Below are 20,428 nucleotides of genomic sequence, written 5' to 3' on the forward strand. Positions count from 1 at the left end.
TATTCCCGCCTTACTTAAACTGTTTGAGGAAACGCAGATCGTTTTCGAAGAACGCACGCAGGTCGGTGACGCCGTAACGCAGCATCGTCAGGCGCTCCATACCCATACCGAAGGCAAAGCCGGAATAGATTTCAGGGTCAATGCCCACGTTGCGCAGTACGTTCGGGTGCACCATGCCGCAACCCAACACTTCCAGCCACTTGCCGTTTTTGCCCATTACATCCACTTCGGCAGAAGGTTCGGTGAACGGGAAATAGGAAGGACGGAAACGAACCTGCAGGTCCTCTTCAAAGAAGTTGTTCAGGAAATCGTGCAGCGTCCCTTTCAGGTTGGTGAAGCTGATGTCCTTGTCGACGATCAGCCCTTCCATCTGGTGGAACATCGGGGTATGCGTCTGATCGTAGTCGTTACGATACACGCGGCCCGGTGCGATGATGCGGATCGGTGGCTGCTGGTTCTTCATGGTGCGGATCTGCACGCCAGAAGTTTGGGTACGCAGCAGGCGCGTCGCGTCAAACCAGAAGGTATCGTGGTCGGCGCGCGCCGGGTGATGCCCAGGGATATTCAGCGCGTCGAAGTTATGGTAATCGTCTTCGATTTCCGGGCCGGTCTCAACCGAGAAGCCCAGTTCGCCAAAGAAGGTTTCGATACGATCGATGGTGCGAGTGACAGGGTGCAGGCCACCGTTCTCCAGGCGACGCCCCGGTAGCGAGACGTCGATGGTCTCCGCCGCCAGGCGAGCGTTCAGCACCGCAGACTCCAACGCGTTCTTACGCGCGTTCAGCGCATCCTGAACTTCCTGTTTTGCCTGGTTGATCACCGCCCCGGCTGCCGGGCGATCTTCCGCTGGCACTTCACGCAGGGACTGCATCTGTAAGGTAAAATGACCTTTCTTGCCAAAATATTCGACGCGTACCAAATCCAACGCGGCAACATCTTGGGCATCTTCTACGGCTGCCTTGGCGTTGGCAACCAGCTCTGCGAGATGTGACATTGCTTTCCTCTTCCTCTGGCCTTGTGGCCCTAAGTAATTGTTATCTATTATTCCAACACGCCTTTGGTTGATCTTCAAAGAATTTCAAGCCGTAGCCAAGCAAGTGCCGCGGGCCCGAAAGGCGCAGAAGGTGGCCAAAAACAAAAAAGCCTCCACTTGGGAGGCTTGGGCGCTACTTTCCGTTTCTTTTCTTACGCGCAAAGCCTCCTGAAGTCAGGCGCTAAAGTAAAAAAAGAAGCGGAAAATAACAGCGTGCATGTTGGTGATACCTTGTCGATAGAGTGGCAACCAGTGTTAAAGCGCCAGCCAAAAAAGTCAATATCTGTATTGGGAACAAACAGTAAAAGAGGGAGCAAGCTCCCTCTTTTCAACTAGCTTACGCCAGTGCTGCTTTCGCTTTTTCAACCAGTGCGCCAAAGGCCACTTTGTCGAATACTGCGATGTCAGCCAGGATCTTACGGTCAATTTCAATAGAAGCTTTTTTCAAGCCGTTAATGAATTTGCTGTAAGACAAGCCGTTCTGACGAGCAGCTGCGTTGATACGTGCAATCCACAGCTGACGGAACTGACGCTTACGTTGACGACGGTCACGGTAAGCATACTGACCTGCTTTGATTACTGCCTGGAAGGCAACACGATAAACGCGCGAACGGGCACCGTAGTAACCTTTCGCTTGTTTCAGTATTTTCTTGTGACGTGCGCGTGCAATTACACCACGTTTTACGCGAGCCATATGCTCTCTCCTAAAGTCTTATTCTAGATTCAAAAAAAGTGGCTTATGCGTACGGCAGGCACGCGATAACCAGGACCAGATCGTTTTTAGACACCATGCCTTTCGGACGCAGATGACGTTTACGCTTGGTTGCTTTTTTGGTCAGAATATGACGCAGGTTAGCATGTTTGCGCTTAAAACCACCGCTGCCGGTCTTTTTGAAGCGCTTGGCTGCACCACGTACAGTTTTAATCTTTGGCATGTTAATTAAATCCACTTCGCATTGTTAAACAACGAATCAGTGAGGCGAATAAAACCCACGCACGCTTGCACGGCGTGGGTTCGATTACTTGGAAGCCTTACTGTTTCTTCTTGGGTGCGAGCACCATAATCATCTGACGGCCTTCGATCCTTGTTGGGAAAGATTCGACCACTGCCAGATCAATATCTTCACACAGGTCTTTACGGACGCGGTTAAGCACTTCCATACCGATCTGCTGGTGCGCCATTTCACGCCCACGGAAACGCAGGGTGATCTTGGCTTTATCGCCGTCTTCCAGAAAGCGAATCAGGTTGCGTAGTTTGACCTGATAGTCGCCATCATCGGTGCCAGGACGGAATTTGATTTCCTTAACCTGGATAACTTTTTGCTTCTTCTTCTGTTCTTTTGTCGACTTGCTCTTCTCGTAGAGGAATTTGCCGTAATCCATGATCCGGCAAACTGGCGGTTCGGCATTTGGGCTGATCTCTACTAAATCAACACCCGCTTCCTCAGCTTTTTCAAGAGCTTCATTCAGACTGACAATACCAATCTGCTCGCCATCGACGCCGGTTAGGCGAACTTCTTGCGCGCGAATTTCTTTGTTAATGCGATTTGGACGCGCCGGTTGAACTCGTTTTCCGCCTTTAATACTTTATTCCTCCAGTTGATGAAGACTTCGGCTGCGTATCTCATGTAGCAGCTTGTCTACGACTTCTTGTACGTCCAGGCTCCCCAGGTCTTTGCCACGGCGGGTACGAACGGCAACTTTGCCTGATTCGACCTCTTTATCACCGCACACCAACATGTATGGAACCCGTCGTAAAGTATGTTCGCGAATTTTAAAGCCAATCTTCTCGTTTCTCAAGTCCGCTTTTGCCCGAATGCCTGCATCTTGCAGTTTTTTGGTCAATTGCTGGACGTAATCAGACTGGCTGTCGGTGATATTCATCACCACTACCTGCACTGGAGCAATCCAGGTTGGGTAGAAACCGGCATATTCTTCGGTAAGGATACCGATGAAGCGCTCCATGGAGCCAAGAATAGCACGGTGTATCATTACAGGGACCACGCGTTCGTTGTTTTCGCCAACATACGACGCGCCTAAACGGCCCGGTAAGAAGAAATCGAGTTGCACGGTACCACATTGCCATGCGCGATCCAAACAATCATGCAAGGTAAATTCAATTTTTGGTCCGTAGAAAGCGCCCTCACCCGGCTGATATTCAAACGGAATCCCGTTTTCAGTCAGCGCAGCGGCCAGATCGTTTTCGGCTCGAGTCCACATTTCGTCAGTCCCAATGCGCTTCTCTGGACGGGTGGACAATTTCACCACAATCTTTTCGAAGCCAAAGACACCGTACATATCGTAGACCATTTTGATGCAGTCGTTCACTTCGGAACGCACCTGATCTTCGGTACAGAAGATATGGGCATCGTCCTGGGTGAAGCCACGCACACGCATCAGGCCATGCAGCGAACCTGATGGTTCGTTACGGTGGCAGCTACCGAACTCGCCCATACGCAGCGGCAGATCACGGTAAGACTTCAGGCCCTGGTTGAAGATCTGCACGTGGCCCGGGCAGTTCATCGGCTTGATGCAATATTCACGGTTCTCTGAAGAAGTGGTGAACATGGCGTCTTTGTAGTTTTCCCAGTGGCCGGTTTTTTCCCACAGCACACGGTCCATCATGAACGGCCCTTTCACTTCCTGATACTGGTGCTCTTTGAGCTTCATGCGCACAAAGGCTTCCAGTTCGCGGAAGATGGTCCAGCCGTCGTTATGCCAGAACACCATGCCAGGGGCTTCTTCCTGCATATGATACAGGTCGAGCTGCTTGCCGATCTTGCGATGGTCACGCTTGGCCGCTTCTTCCAGGCGTTGCAGGTAGGCGTTCAGCTGCTTCTTGTCTGCCCAGGCAGTGCCGTAGATACGTTGCAGCATTTTGTTTTTGCTGTCGCCACGCCAGTAGGCACCGGAGGTTTTCTGCAGTTTGAAATGGTGGCAGAAACGCATATTCGGCACATGCGGGCCACGGCACATATCCACGTATTCTTCGTGATGATACAGGCCTGGGCGATCGTCATGGCTGATATTTTCATCCAGAATCGCCACCTTGTAGCTTTCGCCACGGGCTGCGAAGGTGTCGCGGGCTTCCTGCCAGCTCACTGTTTTCTTGATGACGTCATAATCTTTGTCGGCCAATTCATGCATCCGCTTCTCCAGCAGATCCAGATCTTCCTGCGTCAGGGTATGGTCGAGGTCAACATCATAGTAAAAACCGTTGTCGATCACCGGACCAATGGCCATTTTGGTGTCTGGCCACAGCTGTTTGATCGCATGACCCAGCAGGTGCGCACAGGAGTGGCGCATGATTTCCAGGCCTTCGGCATCTTTGATAGTAATGATGGCCAGCTGTGCATCGGCTTCAATGGCATCGTTGGCATCGACCAGTTCACCGTTAACGCGGCCGGCGATACAGGCTTTGGCAAGGCCAGGGCCAATATCACGGGCAACATCCATCGGGGAAACGGCATGGTCGTATTGACGCTGACTTCCGTCAGGAAGAGTAATAACAGGCATTCATAATTCCTTATCTACAGTGGTGACCCACACGACAGATCACATGCAGTACAGATATTTTGGTTAGTGTTGAGTCAGTTATGCGTCATATCTCGCCCACAATTGCCAGATTGACGCACAACTTGGTCCGTTAGTAACACGCGAACCTCCAGTGGCTGTTCACAGCCTTGCGAATAGTAACATTAAAACTGTGGAGGATAAATAAAGCGCAGTTTACCCTGCGGCATAATTGATCGCACTTGACTTACCACGGTAATTCAGCCAAATTACCCGGGTAAAACAATTTAACCCGGGTATAAAGCACATGAAAACTATCAGTACGCCAAGCTGCACCGCCTTCTTGCAGCATCAACGAGTGGCTGTCGGGTCTTATGCCGATGTCGCTCAAGCGCTTGCTGCGATGGATCTTACTGCCGGTGGGCTGTTAGTGTTTGATGATGCCACCGGCTCCCAGGTGGATTACCCTTGGCCAGCAGGCTACGTTTGGCCTCAGCCTGGTGGCGATGTCGCTGAGCTTGACAGCGAACCGGCAGCTCAGCCCTCAGTTGGTCGGCCCAAGCTCGGCGTAGTAGCCCGCGAAGTGACCCTCCTGCCCCGTCATTGGGAATGGCTGGCACAACAGCGTGGTGGAGCCTCTGCGGCACTACGTCGCCTGGTTGATGAAGCCCGGCGTACTACGATCGAGCAAGACAATGAGCGCCGCATCAAAGAGAACAGCTACCGCTTTATGAGCGCCATCGCCGGTGCTTTGCCAGGCTATGAAGAGGCCACGCGCGCACTGTTTGGCCACGATGGTAAACTGTTTGCCGAGCGAATTGCGCACTGGCCTGCCGATATTCAGGTACATCTGGCCTGGATGACCCGAGATGCATTCCCCCAGTGATTGCGGTGCCCCTAAATATGAGTCTCAGTATCACTGGAGCTCTTTACACGCCTTTAAAGCGCAGGAAAAACGATTAAATGCAAACTCGTCCGCAGCACAAGCAGCCACCGCTTTGGCGCATCTATCTGATCTTTTTGGTGCCCATGGTGCTGTCCAACTTCCTGCAAGGATTTTCAGGCACGCTGAACGGCATCTATATCGGCCAGATGCTCGGCACCCATGCGCTGGCCGCCATCTCCGGTATGTTCCCGGTAGTGTTCTTCTTTATTTCACTGGTGATTGGCGTTGGTGCCGGTGCCTCGGTGCTGATTGGGCAGGCATGGGGCGCGAATGAACCAGAAAAAGTCAAAACCATTGCCGGTACGGCCTTGATGCTGGGCGTGACGCTTGGCTTACTGGCGGCGGTATTTGGCAGCCTGTTTGCCCGCCAGGCGCTACAAGCGCTAGGCACACCAGCTGACGTGCTGGAAGAGGCGGTCTCTTACGCCCGCATCATGATGCTGATTATGCCGTTACTGCTGGTATTTGTGTTGTTCACCCAGTTGCTGCGCGGCGTCAGCGATACGGTCTCGCCACTCTTGGCCCTACTGCTGTCTACCATCGTCGGCTTGCTGCTCACCCCGGCCCTGATCCGTGGCTGGCTGGGCTTTGCCCCCATGGGCATACAGAGCGCGGCTCTGGCGGGTATGGTCGGTAACGCACTGGCGATGGTGTATCTGACATTGCGCCTGCGCCGCAAAAAACACGTGCTGGCTCCCGACCGGGCGATGCTGGCCGCGCTCAAGCTGGATACGGTGGTACTACGCAAAGTTTTACGTATTGGCCTGCCTACCGGTTTGCAAATGGTGGTAATTTCTATCTCTGAATTGATCATCCTGACGTTGGTCAACCGCCACGGTTCGGATGCTACGGCAGCCTACGGCGCAGTGACACAGATCGTTAACTATGTGCAATTCCCTGCCCTGTCGATTGCCATCACCGCCTCTATTTTGGGTGCTCAGGCCATCGGCGCTGGCAAAACCGAACGCATTGCCCCCATTTTGCGTACCGGGTTGTATATCAACCTCTGGCTGACCGGTTCGTTGATTATTCTCGTCTATCTGTTGTCACATTGGCTGCTGGGCTTGTTCCTGACCAGCCCGGTAGTATTGGCAGAAGCGGAGCATTTATTGCATATCATGCTGTGGAGCATGCTGGTATTTGGTTTCCAGGCGATTGTCGGCGGCATCATGCGCGCCAGCGGCGTGGTGTTGGTACCGGTGACGATCTCCATTCTCTGCATCGTGGCCGTACAGTTGCCAGCGGCCTATCTGCTCAGCAATCACTTCGGATTAGAGGGGGTATGGATGGCGTTCCCTATCGCCTATTTGACAATGCTGGCATTGCAGACAACGTTCTATAGGTTGGTATGGCGACACAGAAAAATTGAGCGTCTGGTCTGACGCTGATAGTCACAATACTTTTTGGGCGTAGTGACTGCGCCCCCATTTCATTCTCTTGCTGGGGTTTGTTTTATGTCGAGTATTCTGCAGTTGTTTCAGGCCATCGGGCTGGGGCTAGCCCTACTGTTGCCGCTGGCCAACCCGCTCACCACCGTGGCGTTGCTGCTTGGTCTGTCGGGAAATATGACCAACGAAGAGCGCAACCATCAGTCGCTGATGGCTTCGGTCTACGTGTTCTGCATCATGACGGTGGCGTTCTATGCCGGTCAGCTAGTGATGAGCACTTTTGGGATTTCCATCCCCGGCCTGCGGATCGCCGGGGGGTTGATTGTCGCCTTTATCGGTTTTCGCATGTTGTTTCCGCAGCAAAGTGCCGATGAAGCACCAGAGGTAGAATCCAAAAGCAGAGAACTGCACAAGAAAACCTCGGCCAATATCGCCTTTGTCCCACTGGCCATGCCAAGTACTGCCGGGCCGGGAACTATCGCCATGATCATCAGCACCGCATCCAGCGTCCACGAAAATACGCTGGGCTTTGCCCACTGGGTGCTGCTGGCCGCACCGGTGGCCATTTTCCTGTCGATAGCGATCATTCTGTGGGTCTGTTTACGCAGTTCCACGGCGATCATGAAACTGGTTGGCGAAAGCGGTATCGAGGCCATTTCGCGCCTGATGGGCTTCCTGCTGGTGTGCATGGGCGTGCAGTTTATTATTAACGGCGTGTTGGAGCTGATCTCTACCTACGTACCTGTTGCCTGACCCAACCGGCCCCGCAGTCGCGGGGCCAATTTGATCTCTATGCCAAACCGTAAATTAAAGCGGAAAGCGCAATCAGCCCCATCACCAGTACGAAGGCATTACTCAAGGCACGGTAACGGCGCATAGCCGGAACCGCGCGCACCGCATACATCGGCAAAATAAACAGTATCACCGCAATTAGCGGACCACTGATGGTTTCAATGATATGCAGGGCGCTCGGATTCCAGACGGTGGCCGCCCAGGTCAGCAAGAACAGCACCACGCCGGAAATACGATGAGTTGTGACGGCAGTTAGCGGCTTGCCAACGGCGCGTGTTAGCCCATCAATCAGACTGGTTGCTCCTTCGGTTACGCCTAATGACGTGCCAAGATAGGACTTTGCCATCGCCAACATCGCCATCACCGGCCCAAGATAAGCTATCAGCGGGTTGGAGAACTTGTTGGCCAAAGTGGTCAACACCGTGATGTTCTGCGCTTTCGCCTGCTCCATCTCCTGGTGCGAAAGGCTCAGCACGCAGCTGAACACGAAGAACAACACGGTGACGCAAATCAGCAGGTAGCTGTAACGCATAATCCGCGCACAACGGCGCTCGGCCTTGTCACCGTATAAGCTGTTCTGGGTGGAAGCGAACGACGAAATGATCGGCGCATGGCTAAAGGAAAATACCATCACCGGGACCGCCAACCACAGCGAATGCCACAGCTCGGGGCTGTCAAATTGGGTATTGGCCAAACCACTGACAAAGTTCTCGGTCTGCCAGGTGGGTACCAGATACAGCGAAATCCCGATCAGAAACACCAGCAATGGGAATACCAGAACGCCCATCGCGGCCACGATCGTATCCTTTCCACGCAACAGCACCAGATTGAGCACCACCACCACCGCCAAACTCAGCCAGATGCGGGGTACCGGGGCGAAGTGAAATTGGTGAGTCAGGAAGCTGTCCAACGCGTTGGTGATGGAAATACTGTAGACCAGCACGATGGGGAAAAACGCCATCAGGTACAGCACCATAATGATCTTGCCGGCTAACACGCCGAAATGCTCGACCACCACGTCCTGAATGTTGCCATCACGGCTGGAGCCGGAAAGGACAAAGCGGGTTAGCGCCAGATGGGGTAAATAGGTCAGAGGGAAAGCGAACAGTGCCATCAATAACAGCACCAGCGGGCCATTCAGACCGGCATTGATCGGCAGAAACAAGGTGCCGGCACCCACGGCCGTGGCGTAAAGCCCGAACATCCAGACGGTGTCGGTCTTGTTCCATTTGGCAGGTTGTGCAATGGCCAACCTGCCATGATCTGGAGAAATCGTACTCATGAGACAGCTTACCTTAATCTACAGCGCCAACGATTGCGCCCGACGGAAACTCCCTTCTCCGTAGAATGTTTATGTAAAACAGGATATTAATGGCGAGAAATACCCGTCGTCTTTCAAATTGCAGCGTTGTTACCTGCACTTACTCACCCCAGTCACTTACAAAAGTAAGCTCCTGGGGATGAGTAAGCTTGTCGCCTAGCTGCAACTTGAAATCCATAGGGTAGAAGTTCACCTACCTGATAAAAGGACGGCAAAGGATAAAGAAAATCTCTGGAATGGTCTATATTTCGGCGGTTAACTGCGCGCTTCGTGAGCAGCCGATGCCGCTCACGAGCCATATGGAATGAAACAATGCCTAGGCGCTGGCGGCGGCCACAAACCGGCGTATTTCGCCGATATGCTGCGGGCCATAAGCACATTGCCCTACTTCTATTTTTGGCTTGTTACGCCCGTGGAAATCACTGCCGCAGGTAACAAAAGCTGAACGACCAACGGTAAACTCATACAGCTGGCTGGCCAATTCGGGTGAATGATAGCTTGAGAACACTTCGACCCCCATCACACCAATCTTCAACATTTCATCTATGACTTGGGTATGATCCTGTTTAACGTTGGCACCGATATGCGCCAGGATCGGGATCCCCCCATTATGGCGGATCACCTCCACCATGCGGCTCATGGCGGGATAGGTGACCGGCATATAGCACACCTTCCCTGGGCCAAAGAAATCCCAGTAGAAGTTGATTAACGGCATATCAGCTCTTTCACCACCGGGGCGATAAGGCATCAGCAACGGATGCCCATCATTACGTGGGTCTTCTAGTATCACCTCGCCCATCTGCTCTTCCTGCGGGATAGCGCCACCGCATACCTGCTCCAGGCGTTGCTCATCCAGATGGAATTTCAATCCACGCAGCTTGGCAAACTTTTGCGGCGTCAGTTCCCGTTGAATGGCACTGAAATTGTTATAGATTTCAACAAAGTCATTGCTGGGGGTAAACCCGTAGCCCAACAGGTGGAAGTTGCGCCCAGCGAAGGTGCAGTCGATCTCGATACCAGACAGGACATTGAGGCTGGACGATGCCAGCGCCTTGGCTTCCGGCACCGAGTTGGCATTATTATGGTCGGTCACCGCCAACGTACTGATGCCGTTGGCCAGGCAGCGTGCAATCACCGTCTCAACCGGGAAGTCTGCATCATCGCTGTAGTTGGAATGCATATGCAGGTCGATTTTTTCCATGGCAATGTCCTTTGGCGAATGCTCAAACCAAGACCATACTAAAGCCGCCCCTGACTGCATACAGTGGATTTGACACTTTTTATCGTCGGGATCACAAAAGCGTGGGTCTGCTCACGGGGTGTAGATCGACATGTTGACGAGATCGGTAACGATGCAGACTGTTAACAGGCATTGACGATGTCAAATAACTGCGGCTACTTGGTCATCCATCTAAAATGCCCCACTTTTCCGGGGCATTTCACCTGATGAAATCTGCTTTTTTTGCCAAAGATGGCAAACCGCAACACATCATGTTCGAAAAAGCAGCGTATCGATTAACCTCGCACATTTCCTTTTGAACTTGATGCGCTTTCTGTAGGTATATTTTCGACCAAGACTGATACAGATACGCTTACGTCTATCAACCTCAAAAGCAATGGAAATGTACACCACCATCAATAAAACTATTACCATCACGCCCATAGCCTCCCTTTGATTTCAACGCTCCCTTGCGATTAACATTAATAACATTAATAACATTAATAACATTAATAACATTAATGGAATTTTTATTCACCAATAAATGAAATTACAACAACCCAATCAATAACAGCGACATAGCACAAATATGAAGTGCAATATATCGCAGACATGGTAACAACCTCAGATCAAATAGTTTAAAACCCCAGGAATGCACCGTTAAAGGTGATTAAAAATCACACACCATGAAATGATTAACAAATCTAACTTATTTAAGGATAATTAAGATAATTAAAGGGCCCCGAACGAGGCCCTTGGGAAGATTACTTGGCACCTACTGGCTCTGGGACAGCAGAGCTGCCCATCGCCTTCTCATCGCGAATTATTGAACGATCCTTACGCACGTCAGCCACATCGGAGGCACTGATGGCTTTGGCGTTGTTACCCCAACTGGAACGGATAAAATTCACCACGTCCGCTACCTGCTGGTCGTTCAAGCGCCAGCCAAACGGTGGCATGGTGAGGTTGGAAACCGCCCCTTTCACCGCTGGAGTAGTATTGCCGACCAGCACAATGTGGATCAGCGAGGTCGCGTCTTCGGTCTGCACCACCGGGTTGCCCTTCAGCGCCGGGAAGGCACGCTTGTAACCAACTCCATCGGTACGATGGCAAGCGGCACAGTTATCGACATACAGCGCGGCGCCGGGCTTGCTGTCGTTACCACGCCACAAATCTTTGGCGACGCTGTCTTCAACCGGGGCGGCCTGCTGTTTACCGTCTTTCGGCGGCAAGGTTTTCAGATAGCGGGCAATCGCGGTCAAATCCTCATCGCTGAGATATTGCAGGCTATGTTCGACCACGTCGCTCATGCCACCAAATACCACCGACTTATCGTTGCGGCCGGTTTTCAGGAACTCGGTCAGTTCACTCTCGCTCCAGGTGCCTAAACCATCTTTATTGTCGCCACGCAGGCTGGATGCCACCCAACCGTCGATCGGCGCGTTGCTGCCGGACAGGTAATCATCCCCTTCCGTATTGCTCAACGCCTTCTCTTGCATGGTCAGGCTACGTGGCGTATGGCATGCACCACAGTGCCCCAACCCTTCGACCAGATAGCGGCCACGTTCGATAACCGGATCGGCGTTGGCGTTGGCCGCAAAATCGGCCGGTGTTGGTGCAAACATCGAACGCCAGATGTGCAGTGGCCAACGCATGGACAGCGGCCAGGGAATATCGGAGTCTTGGTTCGCTTGTTCGACTGGCTGCACGCCGTGCATGAAATAGGCATACATGGCACGCATATCCTCCTCTTTCACCAGCGCAAACGAAGGATATGGCATCGCCGGGTACAGGGTGCTGCCGTTCTTGGCGACGCCTTTGCGTACCGCATTGTCGAAATCTTCAAAACTGTAATCGCCAATACCGGTGGTTTTGTCCGGGGTGATGTTGGTGGAATAGATAGTGCCAATCGGCGTTTCCATCGCCAAACCACCAGCAAAGGGCACGCCGCTTTTGCCATTGGTGTGGCAGGCCACACAGTCACCGGCACGTGCCAGATATTCACCGCGTTTGAGCAATTCGCTGCTGACCGTCGCGTCTTGCGCCAATACGGAAAAACTCAGTGCACTGAGAACCAGTGCGGGAACCAAAGCTTTCATCACTCGCCTCCTCATGCCTGCACCAATGGGCCTGGGTTTTTCAGATACTGCTCGCGAATGGCGCGGGCAGACCAGTAGGCCAACGCGGCAACGGTGCCGGTCGGGTTGTAGCCTAGCCCCTGCGGGAAGGCCGATGCGCCGATCGAGAACACGTTATGCACGTCCCAGCTTTGCAGATAACGGTTTACCGCGCTGGTCTTGGGATCTTCTCCCATCACCGCACCGCCGTTCATATGCGTAGTTTGGTAGCTGGTGGTATCGAAATGGCTGTTGGCGTTTTTCGGGCTGCCGGAAATCAGTTTCGGGTTCATCGCCTTGGCGATCGGGGCCATCTTGTTAAACATAAACTGCGCCATCTTGATGTCGTTTTCCTGCCAGTCGAAGGTCATGCGTAGCAGCGGTTGGCCAAAGACGTTCTTGTAGGTCGGATCGAGATCGAGGTAGTTGCTACGATAGGACTGGTGCGCGCCATGCGCATCCATAGAGACATGGTGCGTATAGGCATCCGCCACCGCAGCTTTCCACTTACTGCCCCAGGCTGGAGTGCCAGGAGGCGTTGGCAGGCCGGAGATCGGTTTGGTACCCGCCTGGTTGACCCAGAACGGTGAGCCACCGACAAAGCCCTCTTTGCCGTGGTCAAAGTTATCCGCGTTGAAATCATCCACGCCGACGCCGTTACCGCCCGCGCCAATAAACGGGTTGGTGTGGACGTCCTTATCAAAGAACGCTTTGATGGTAGTCATGTTCTGGTAGGCAAAATTACGCCCAACCACCCCTTCGCCGGTCTGTGGATCGTAAGGTTTGCCAATACCGGAGAGCAGCATCAGATGCACATTGTGGAACTGGAAGGCACCTAGGATCACCAGATCGGCAGGTTGTTCAATCTCGCGCCCCTGGGCATCGATATAGTTGACCCCGGTCGCCCGGCTTTTGTCAGCGGTCAGGTTAACTTTCAGCACGTTAGCGTTGGTGCGCAGCTCAAAGCGCTTCTCCATACGCAGTGCTGGCAAGATATTGACGTTTGGCGAGGCCTTGGAATACATGTAGCAGGCATAACCGCTGCAATAACCGCAGAAGTTACAAGGCCCCATCTGCGCGCCATAGGGGTTGGTGTAGGAATCTGACGTATTGGCAGAGGGCAGATTGTAAGGGTGATAACCCACGTCACGCGCGGCCTTTTCAAACAGCTGCGCGGAGAAGGTGTTCTTCTGCGCTGGCAGTGGGAAATGGTCGGAGCGGTCTGGTGCAAAGGGGTTTCCGCCTTTGTCTTTACCCACCAACTGCCCCTTCACCGACCAGGCAGTGCCTGAGGTGCCGAATACCTTCTCGGCCTTATCGAAGAACGGCTCCAGCTCGTCGTAGCTCACTCCAAAATCCTGGATCGTCATGTCTTTTGGAATAAAGCTTTTGCCGTAGCGCTCTTCATAATGGCTACGCATACGCAGCTCGATAGGATCGATACGGAAATGCACGCCAGACCAGTGCAGCCCAGCTCCGCCCACGCCGGTGCCCGGCAGGAAAGCCGCCAACTGGCGATAAGGCACTGCGGTTTGGCTGGTGTTGTGACGGATGGTCACCGTACTTTTGGAAAGGTCCTGGAACAGCTTGCGGCGGATATTATAGGTCAGTTCATCGATCACCTGCGGGTAGGAACCGTCTGGGTAGGTATCGCGCATCGGGCCACGCTCAAGCGCCACCACGTTCAGCCCGGCCTCGGTCAACTCCTTGGCCATAATGGCACCAACCCAACCAAAACCGACGATCACCACATCCTGCTTCTTCATTACCGTTGCCATAATTACCCCCTCTCCCCACGAATCGATACCGGTGGGAAGGGATAACGTTCCCCTCGCTCAACCCAGTCCATAAAGTCGGCGCGCGCGCCCGGAAAATTAATCAGCTTCCATCCCACCATTTCTTTGTTACCGCCATGGATTGGATCGCTGAAAAAACCTTCACGGGTGTTTTGCAACAGGTAAGAGAAGAACAGTTTGGCAGGTAGTTGCGCAAACTCGGCCTCACCGGATTCAAATTTCTGCAACAGCGCATCCTGTTGTGCGCCATCCAGCTCGGCGAATACTTTACCTGCTGTTTTCTTGCTGTAGGCATCCGCGTCGCTGATACCCAGGTTATAAATCTGTTTCGGCACCAACGGCAGTTGATAACCCATTTCCGGTGCGACATCTGGATTGAACGGCCCTTGCATATACCAGATTGAACCGGTGGCATAAGGCGTATTCATCTGCCGATCGATAAACTCCGGCACGCCTGCTTCCAAAGCGCCCGGGCCGCGCTCGTCCGCAGGGATCAATCGCGCGACCGCCGCCTGAACAAAGGCCCACTCTTCGGGGGTAAAGAAGGTCGGTTGATACTCTGCCTGCTTGGGAGTATCGCTAGCGGCAAGCGCGGGTGTGGGCGCCGTCAGGGCACTCACACCGCTGCCACCGATAACGGCTGCGGGGATCAGCGTCATCGACTTCAGCAAGAAATCACGCCGGGAGTTGTTGGTTTTATCGTTCGACATAGCACATTCCTTCCAAAAAAAATCACAACTATTTAACCTCAACCTCGCGGTCTAAACGGAGTTTAAACATATATTGTTACGTAATTGTTTATTTTTTGAAGGTCAGAATGTGAGCTTTGGCAGCAATGTTACCGGTAACTATTTGATTGAACGTAAAGTTTTCTTTGTTAATGTAAAATTAACAATTTGTGCGGTTTTTTAGTTCAAAAGGCGGGAGAACAGCGAAAATGGGATACGGAGCACATTTTTACCGGCAATAAATAGCAAAACCGGCCCTTTATTGGGGCCGTCTGTAGGTAATCTGAGGCTAGTCGGCCATCGCTTGATAAGCAGTGGTAACCTTCCACAAGTAACGCGGCGCTTGCGGTGCCGGGTGCTTCTTCTGGATATGCTGATAAAACTCGTCCGGGCTCATCTGATTGATGCGGTTAACCGCCACACGTTTATCTGATGAGAAGGTCCGTAACATCGCGCCTGCCCCGTTCACATAGGAAACGATGGTGGCATAGCGTAACGTTTGTGGATTGGTGATCCCGGCTAGCTGCTGGCTTTGAAGAATATTGATATAGGCTGTTCCCAGATCAATATTGACCGCCGGATCCTTCAACTCGCGTGAACTTGGCTGCCCGTTCTTTCCCTTCATACGGTAAGCATCGCGTCCAGCGGTTGAGGCTTTCAGCTGCATGAGCCCCACGGCATTCGAGGTGCTGACCACATTCGGGTTAAACCCGGACTCCACCTGAATGATCGCCTTAATCAGCGTTTCGTCGACGCCATAGTTACTGGCGGCCTGACGGATATAATCGTTATAAGCGACCGGTGTCCCGGTACGGTTGCTTGGTGTTTGCGGTGGGTTTTTTAGCCAACCGCCCGAAGTGCCACTGCCTGCCTGGTTGCCGGTTGTTTGCGGATCTTTCGCACAACCGGCTAATAGTACGATTGCCATCAGGCAACCTATTTTTGTTTTCACAGAATCCCTCACTCCTTTCAATGAGTTGCGTAGCATATACAACTGGTAAGGATACCTGCATAACTTTTTTGGTCTATTCTCAGGCTATCCATATACCAAGAGGTGATTTATGAGTCAATCTTCGTCCATAGGATTTGTGGTGTCTTTCACCTATCCGGAACAGAGCTTAACCGATTTAGCTAAATTAACCGGACAAATGACGCTGGCCGGTTTTTCCACCATGCTCAGCGACAGCAATGGCGTTCCCCATGAGCTGGGGATCAACAGTTTTTCGCTAACAACGCCATTAAATCAAGAAGATGTCAAACAGTTGGCACAAGGGTTGGGCGAGGTGGCATTGGGGGCAAAACCCGAGGTGGAGGTAGTCACTGGCAGTGACTACTTTAAGCGGTTACATCCCGATACATAAAATGTTATAACTCACATGGCGGTACTATTTCATTAACAACAAAATAACCCCTTGGCAAAGCTTGGTGATGCTTGACTTCCGCTCAATTGATATTAATAATCATTTTCATTTGAATAAGGAGACGTCATCATGCCAATGAAAAACAACGTATTTACTCGTCGTCGTTTTAGCTTGTCCCACTTTCGCCCCCTTGCCCTGCTCTGTGTATGCCTTAGCGTTGTTGCTGTGAGCCAACCGGCTTCGGCAAAGGAAAAGCTGCGCGTGGTGACAACCTTCACCATTATCCAGGATATCGCCCAGAACGTGGCGGGCGACGCCGCCGTGGTAGAGTCCATCACCAAGCCTGGGGCGGAAATCCACGACTATCAGCCCACGCCGCGCGATATCGTTAAGGCACAGCACGCCGATCTGATTTTATGGAACGGGATGAACCTGGAGCGCTGGTTCCAACGCTTCTTCGAAAATATCAAACAGGTGCCCGCCGCCGTGGTGACCGAAGGGATCACCCCGCTGCCGATCCACGAAGGCCCATATAACGGTAATCCAAACCCCCATGCCTGGATGTCGCCAAGCAACGCGCTGATCTACATTGAGAACATCCGCAAAGCGCTGGTACAGCACGATCCTGATAACGCCGAAACCTATAACCGCAATGCCAAAGCCTACGCTGAAAAAATCGCGGCGCTGGATGCCCCGCTACGCGAGCGTTTGTCGCGTATTCCGGCAGCCCAGCGCTGGCTGGTAACCAGCGAAGGCGCCTTTAGCTATCTGGCCAAAGACTATCAGCTGCAAGAAGTCTATCTGTGGCCGATCAATGCCGACGAACAGGGCTCACCGCAGCAGGTGCGCCGGGTGATTGATACCGTTCGGGCCAACCACATTCCGGTGGTGTTCAGCGAAAGCACCATTTCGGATAAGCCTGCCAAGCAGGTGGCCAAAGAAACCGGCGCGCAATACGGCGGCGTGCTGTACGTCGATTCGCTGTCTGCCGCCGACGGGCCGGTGCCCACCTATATCGATCTGCTCAATGCCACCGTGCAAACCATCGCCAAAGGATTCAATCAATGAGTGCAGAGACCTTTATCCGCCCCGAACTTAGTGTGGATGACGTATCGGTCACCTATAACAACGGCCATACCGCGATCCATAACGCCAGCTTTACCCTTAGCGGTGGCTCGATCTGTGCGCTGGTGGGGGTTAACGGCAGCGGAAAATCGACCCTCTTCAAAAGCATCATGGGCCTGGTAAAACCGACATCCGGCCAGGTGACGCTGAGCGGGCAACCGGTTGTCGCTGCGCTGAAGAAAAATATTATCGCCTACGTGCCGCAGACCGAAGAGGTTGACTGGAATTTCCCGGTGCTGGTGGAAGACGTGGTGATGATGGGCCGTTACGGCAAAATGAACTTCTTGCGCATTCCTACCAAGGAAGATCGGCTGCGGGTCGATAAGGCGCTGGAGCGCGTAGGCTTGAGTGAGCTACGTAGCCGACAGATCGGCGAGCTTTCCGGCGGGCAGAAAAAGCGCGTATTCCTGGCCCGTGCCCTGGCTCAGCAGGGGACGGTGCTGCTGCTTGATGAGCCTTTTACCGGCGTGGATGTCAAAACCGAGAACGCCATTATCGAGCTGCTACGTTCGCTGCGCGATGAGGGGCACCTGATCCTGGTATCGACCCACAACCTCGGCAGCGTACCGGAGTTTTGCGATCGAGTGATCCTGATTAACCGTACCGTGCTTGCCGCCGGCCCGCTCGAGACCACGTTCACGCAAAGCAATCTGGAACTGGCGTTCGGTGGCGTATTGCGCCATATCAACCTCTCCGGGCCCGATCTGCACGATGACAACGATCCCCGCACCGTGACGGTAATCACCGATGACGAGCGCCCTGCGGTGTTTTATGGCCATACCAAGAGCGATCCTCCGGCGCAAAGTCAGCAAAAGGAGAATAACCCCTGATGCTCGAGATCCTGCTGCAACCGTTCAACTACAACTACATGGTCAAGGCGATGTGGGTCAGCGCCATTGTCGGTGCGGCCTGCGCTTTTCTGTCGGCGTATCTGATGCTGAAAGGCTGGTCGTTGATGGGGGATGCGCTTTCCCACTCCGTGGTGCCTGGCGTGGCCGGTGCCTATGCCCTCGGCCTGCCCTATGCAGCCGGTGCGTTTTTCACCGGCATGCTGGCCGCGCTGGCGATGACGTTGGTACGCCACGTTACCCGCCTGCGTGAAGATGCGATTATCGGCTTTATTTTCTCCACCTTTTTCGCCGTCGGCCTGTTGATCATTTCGCTCAATCCTACTTCGGTCAACGTGCAGTCAATCATCTTCGGCAACATTCTCGGTATCGCAGATGAAGACGTGTTACAGGTGGAGATTATTATCGGTGTTTCGTTACTGATCTTATGCCTGGTGTGGAAAGACCTGCTGGCGGTATTTTTCGATGAAAACCACGCGGTATCGATCGGGCTTTCGCCACTAAAGTTGAAGATCCTGTTCTTTACCCTGCTTAGTGCCTGCACCGTGGCCGCGCTGCAAACCGTCGGCGCCATTCTGGTGATCGCCATGGTGATCACTCCCGGTGCCACCGCCTATCTGCTGACAGACCGTTTTGGCCGGCTGGTGATTATCGCCATCGCCATCGGTGCCTTGACCAGCGGACTGGGTGCATACCTCAGCTTCTTCGTCGACGGGGCAACCGGCGGCGTGATCGTCACGCTGCAGACGCTAGTGTTCCTGGCGGCCTTCCTGTTCGCGCCGAAGCACGGGCTGTTAGCCTCAAAACGCCGCGTCACCCGTGGCAACTCTCCGGAGGGCAACTGATGGAACTCCTGTTGCAATGGTTCTCAGAGCCGTTCGCCTATCCCTTTATGCAACGCGCCATCATCGCGGCTATCGTCACCGGTGTCGTCTGCGCCGTGCTGTCTTGCTATCTGGTGTTGAAAGGCTGGTCACTGATGGGGGATGCCATTTCTCACGCCGTGCTTCCCGGCATTGTGTTGGCCTTTGTGTTCAGCATTCCACTGGCGATTGGCGCATTTCTTTCCGGTATTTTCTGCGCGGTCGCGACGGGCTATCTGAAAGAACACAGCCGGGTAAAGGAAGATACGGTGATGGGGATCGTATTTTCCGGCATGTTTGCCTTTGGGCTGGTGCTGTTTGCCCGCATCGATACCGATCAACACCTCAGCCATATCCTGTTCGGCAATATGCTGGGGATCACCGACGGTGAACTACAGCAAACATTGTGGATCGCCGGGATCACGCTGGCGATCGTACTGCTCAAGCGCCAGGACTTTATGCTTTACTGTTTCGATCCCAATCATGCACGCGTCATCGGCCTGCCAGTGAAGTTACTGCACTACGGCTTACTCTGCCTGCTGGCGTTAACCATTGTGGCCTCGCTACAGGCGGTGGGGGTGATCCTGGTGATTGCGATGCTGATCGCACCGGGGATCATTGCATTCACCCTGTGCCGCAGTTTCAACCGGATGCTGATTGTCGCCACCATCGCTTCGGTTTTTTCCTGCGTGTTGGGCACGTTGATCAGTTTTCATATCGACGGCGCAACCGGGCCGTGCATCGTGATCGTGCAGGCGCTGCTGTTTGTCATCGCCCTGCTCTATAGCCACTTCAAACCCGTGCAACGTCACGAAATCACCGTAGTTAAAACCAACTCGTAGGCGCCGCATGCGGCGCCCGTTTATTGCTGCTGATAAATATCGGGCCGGGCGATCTGCCAGACAAAGTCCTGTTTATTGACCGGCTGATAACCTACCTGTTGATACAGCCCTGGGGCACTGCTGGTCACCAACATAATGCGCCGCAAGCGTTGTAACACCGGATGCTCCAGCATGCAGGCCATCAACCATTTGGCCAGCCCCTGCCGCGTAAACTCGGGGATAACGAACACGTCACACAAATAGCCGAACGTGGCGTAGTCCGTCACCAACCGGGCAAAACCAATCTGCTGGCGCTGATGATAAAGGCCAAAACACAGGCTGTTATCGATCGACTGCTGCACCGTTGCCAACGATATCCCCTGCGCCCAACTGGTAGTCGCCAAAAAAGCGTGGGTGGCAGCCAGGTCCAACTCGCTTTTATCACTGTTGATACGAAACTCACCACGCTGCCACTGCTGATTCTGCTCCATTGCCTACTCCCGGGAAAATTGATTGGTTTGAAAGTAACGTCTAAACATCATCGAGCTTTTGCCAAG

21 protein-coding genes and 1 other annotated feature are annotated in these 20,428 nt (G+C 53.3%); of the genes, 8 read left to right on the forward strand and 13 right to left on the reverse strand.

The features are described 5' to 3' along the window. Positions 1–10 precede the first annotated feature (10 nt). The 6 genes from pheS to thrS form a co-directional block, all read right to left on the reverse strand. Positions 11–994, reverse strand: coding sequence for a phenylalanine--tRNA ligase subunit alpha (pheS, locus tag ACMV5I_RS01625; protein ID WP_021804595.1), 984 nt, complete (start codon positions 992–994; stop codon positions 11–13). A 139-nt stretch (positions 995–1,133) separates the two neighbouring features. Then, positions 1,134–1,258, reverse strand: a sequence feature (Phe leader region). Next, positions 1,208–1,252: a pheST operon leader peptide PheM gene (gene pheM / locus ACMV5I_RS01630; protein WP_121608962.1), complete on the reverse strand. Its 45-nt coding sequence runs from the start codon at positions 1,250–1,252 to the stop codon at positions 1,208–1,210. Its footprint overlaps the feature before it by 45 nt. 112 nt (positions 1,259–1,370) lie before the next feature. Beyond that, complete coding sequence (rplT, locus tag ACMV5I_RS01635; RefSeq protein WP_004963673.1) at positions 1,371–1,727, reverse strand: 50S ribosomal protein L20; 357 nt, start codon at positions 1,725–1,727, stop codon at positions 1,371–1,373. A 43-nt stretch (positions 1,728–1,770) separates the two neighbouring features. Then, complete coding sequence (gene rpmI / locus ACMV5I_RS01640; protein ID WP_024485856.1) at positions 1,771–1,968, reverse strand: 50S ribosomal protein L35; 198 nt, start codon at positions 1,966–1,968, stop codon at positions 1,771–1,773. A gap of 97 nt (positions 1,969–2,065) precedes the next feature. After that, positions 2,066–2,617 (reverse strand): translation initiation factor IF-3, encoded by a 552-nt coding sequence (gene infC, locus ACMV5I_RS01645; RefSeq protein WP_071683678.1) that lies wholly within the window; start codon positions 2,615–2,617, stop codon positions 2,066–2,068. Between the two features lie 3 nt (positions 2,618–2,620). Continuing rightward, a complete protein-coding gene (gene thrS, locus ACMV5I_RS01650) occupies positions 2,621–4,549 on the reverse strand; it encodes a threonine--tRNA ligase (RefSeq protein ID WP_021178149.1) in 1,929 nt (642 codons plus the stop codon). A gap of 304 nt (positions 4,550–4,853) precedes the next feature. Here thrS and ACMV5I_RS01655 point away from each other — a divergent pair, with 304 nt between their 5' ends. The 3 genes from ACMV5I_RS01655 (at position 4,854) to ACMV5I_RS01665 (ending at position 7,633) form a co-directional block, all read left to right on the forward strand. Beyond that, positions 4,854–5,432: a DUF2239 family protein gene (locus ACMV5I_RS01655; protein WP_414823506.1), complete on the forward strand. Its 579-nt coding sequence runs from the start codon at positions 4,854–4,856 to the stop codon at positions 5,430–5,432. 77 nt (positions 5,433–5,509) lie between these two features. Next, a complete protein-coding gene (locus ACMV5I_RS01660; RefSeq protein ID WP_024485854.1) occupies positions 5,510–6,874 on the forward strand; it encodes an MATE family efflux transporter in 1,365 nt (454 codons plus the stop codon). A 72-nt stretch (positions 6,875–6,946) separates the two neighbouring features. Next, positions 6,947–7,633: a MarC family NAAT transporter gene (locus ACMV5I_RS01665; protein ID WP_202671059.1), complete on the forward strand. Its 687-nt coding sequence runs from the start codon at positions 6,947–6,949 to the stop codon at positions 7,631–7,633. Positions 7,634–7,670: 37 nt separating this feature from the next. Here the strand turns inward: ACMV5I_RS01665 and ACMV5I_RS01670 are convergent, their stop codons facing one another. The 6 genes from ACMV5I_RS01670 to ACMV5I_RS01695 all read right to left on the reverse strand — a co-directional run bounded on the left by ACMV5I_RS01670 (position 7,671) and on the right by ACMV5I_RS01695 (position 15,805). Then, complete coding sequence (locus ACMV5I_RS01670; protein ID WP_414823507.1) at positions 7,671–8,954, reverse strand: HAAAP family serine/threonine permease; 1,284 nt, start codon at positions 8,952–8,954, stop codon at positions 7,671–7,673. Positions 8,955–9,309: 355 nt separating this feature from the next. Further along, the gene (locus tag ACMV5I_RS01675) at positions 9,310–10,194 is read right to left on the reverse strand and encodes a PHP domain-containing protein (protein ID WP_121606699.1); all 885 of its coding nucleotides are present in this window, start codon (positions 10,192–10,194) and stop codon (positions 9,310–9,312) included. 782 nt (positions 10,195–10,976) lie between these two features. Continuing rightward, positions 10,977–12,311, reverse strand: coding sequence for a cytochrome c (locus tag ACMV5I_RS01680; RefSeq protein ID WP_186580298.1), 1,335 nt, complete (start codon positions 12,309–12,311; stop codon positions 10,977–10,979). An 11-nt stretch (positions 12,312–12,322) separates the two neighbouring features. Then, on the reverse strand, positions 12,323–14,107 hold the full coding sequence (locus ACMV5I_RS01685; protein WP_202727199.1) for a GMC family oxidoreductase: 1,785 nt from the start codon (positions 14,105–14,107) through the stop codon (positions 12,323–12,325). 2 nt (positions 14,108–14,109) lie between these two features. Beyond that, positions 14,110–14,835, reverse strand: coding sequence for a gluconate 2-dehydrogenase subunit 3 family protein (locus ACMV5I_RS01690; protein ID WP_202671093.1), 726 nt, complete (start codon positions 14,833–14,835; stop codon positions 14,110–14,112). Between the two features lie 307 nt (positions 14,836–15,142). Then, positions 15,143–15,805: a transglycosylase SLT domain-containing protein gene (locus ACMV5I_RS01695; protein WP_021804606.1), complete on the reverse strand. Its 663-nt coding sequence runs from the start codon at positions 15,803–15,805 to the stop codon at positions 15,143–15,145. Positions 15,806–15,914: 109 nt separating this feature from the next. On the opposite strand from ACMV5I_RS01695, the gene ghoS reads away from it, so the two are divergent. The 5 genes from ghoS (at position 15,915) to ACMV5I_RS01720 (ending at position 19,892) form a co-directional block, all read left to right on the forward strand. Beyond that, entirely contained in the window at positions 15,915–16,214 is a 300-nt protein-coding gene (gene ghoS, locus ACMV5I_RS01700) for a type V toxin-antitoxin system endoribonuclease antitoxin GhoS (RefSeq protein ID WP_098931367.1), read from the forward strand. A gap of 129 nt (positions 16,215–16,343) precedes the next feature. Further along, the gene (locus ACMV5I_RS01705) at positions 16,344–17,282 is read left to right on the forward strand and encodes a metal ABC transporter substrate-binding protein (protein ID WP_273543228.1); all 939 of its coding nucleotides are present in this window, start codon (positions 16,344–16,346) and stop codon (positions 17,280–17,282) included. After that, on the forward strand, positions 17,279–18,169 hold the full coding sequence (locus ACMV5I_RS01710) for a manganese/iron ABC transporter ATP-binding protein (RefSeq protein ID WP_202727197.1): 891 nt from the start codon (positions 17,279–17,281) through the stop codon (positions 18,167–18,169). The genes ACMV5I_RS01705 and ACMV5I_RS01710 overlap by 4 nt, the downstream gene beginning before the upstream one ends. Then, positions 18,169–19,032 (forward strand): metal ABC transporter permease, encoded by an 864-nt coding sequence (locus ACMV5I_RS01715; RefSeq protein ID WP_024486841.1) that lies wholly within the window; start codon positions 18,169–18,171, stop codon positions 19,030–19,032. The genes ACMV5I_RS01710 and ACMV5I_RS01715 overlap by 1 nt, the downstream gene beginning before the upstream one ends. After that, complete coding sequence (locus ACMV5I_RS01720) at positions 19,032–19,892, forward strand: metal ABC transporter permease (RefSeq protein ID WP_202727196.1); 861 nt, start codon at positions 19,032–19,034, stop codon at positions 19,890–19,892. Before ACMV5I_RS01715 ends, ACMV5I_RS01720 begins: the two co-directional genes overlap by 1 nt. A gap of 20 nt (positions 19,893–19,912) precedes the next feature. On the opposite strand, the gene ACMV5I_RS01725 is transcribed toward ACMV5I_RS01720, so the two are convergent. Further along, a complete protein-coding gene (locus tag ACMV5I_RS01725; RefSeq protein WP_202810995.1) occupies positions 19,913–20,362 on the reverse strand; it encodes a GNAT family N-acetyltransferase in 450 nt (149 codons plus the stop codon). Positions 20,363–20,428 lie beyond the last annotated feature (66 nt).

It is taken from the genome of Serratia sp. T13T92 (genome assembly GCF_047530105.1).
GTDB classification, from domain to species: domain Bacteria; phylum Pseudomonadota; class Gammaproteobacteria; order Enterobacterales; family Enterobacteriaceae; genus Chania; species Chania fonticola.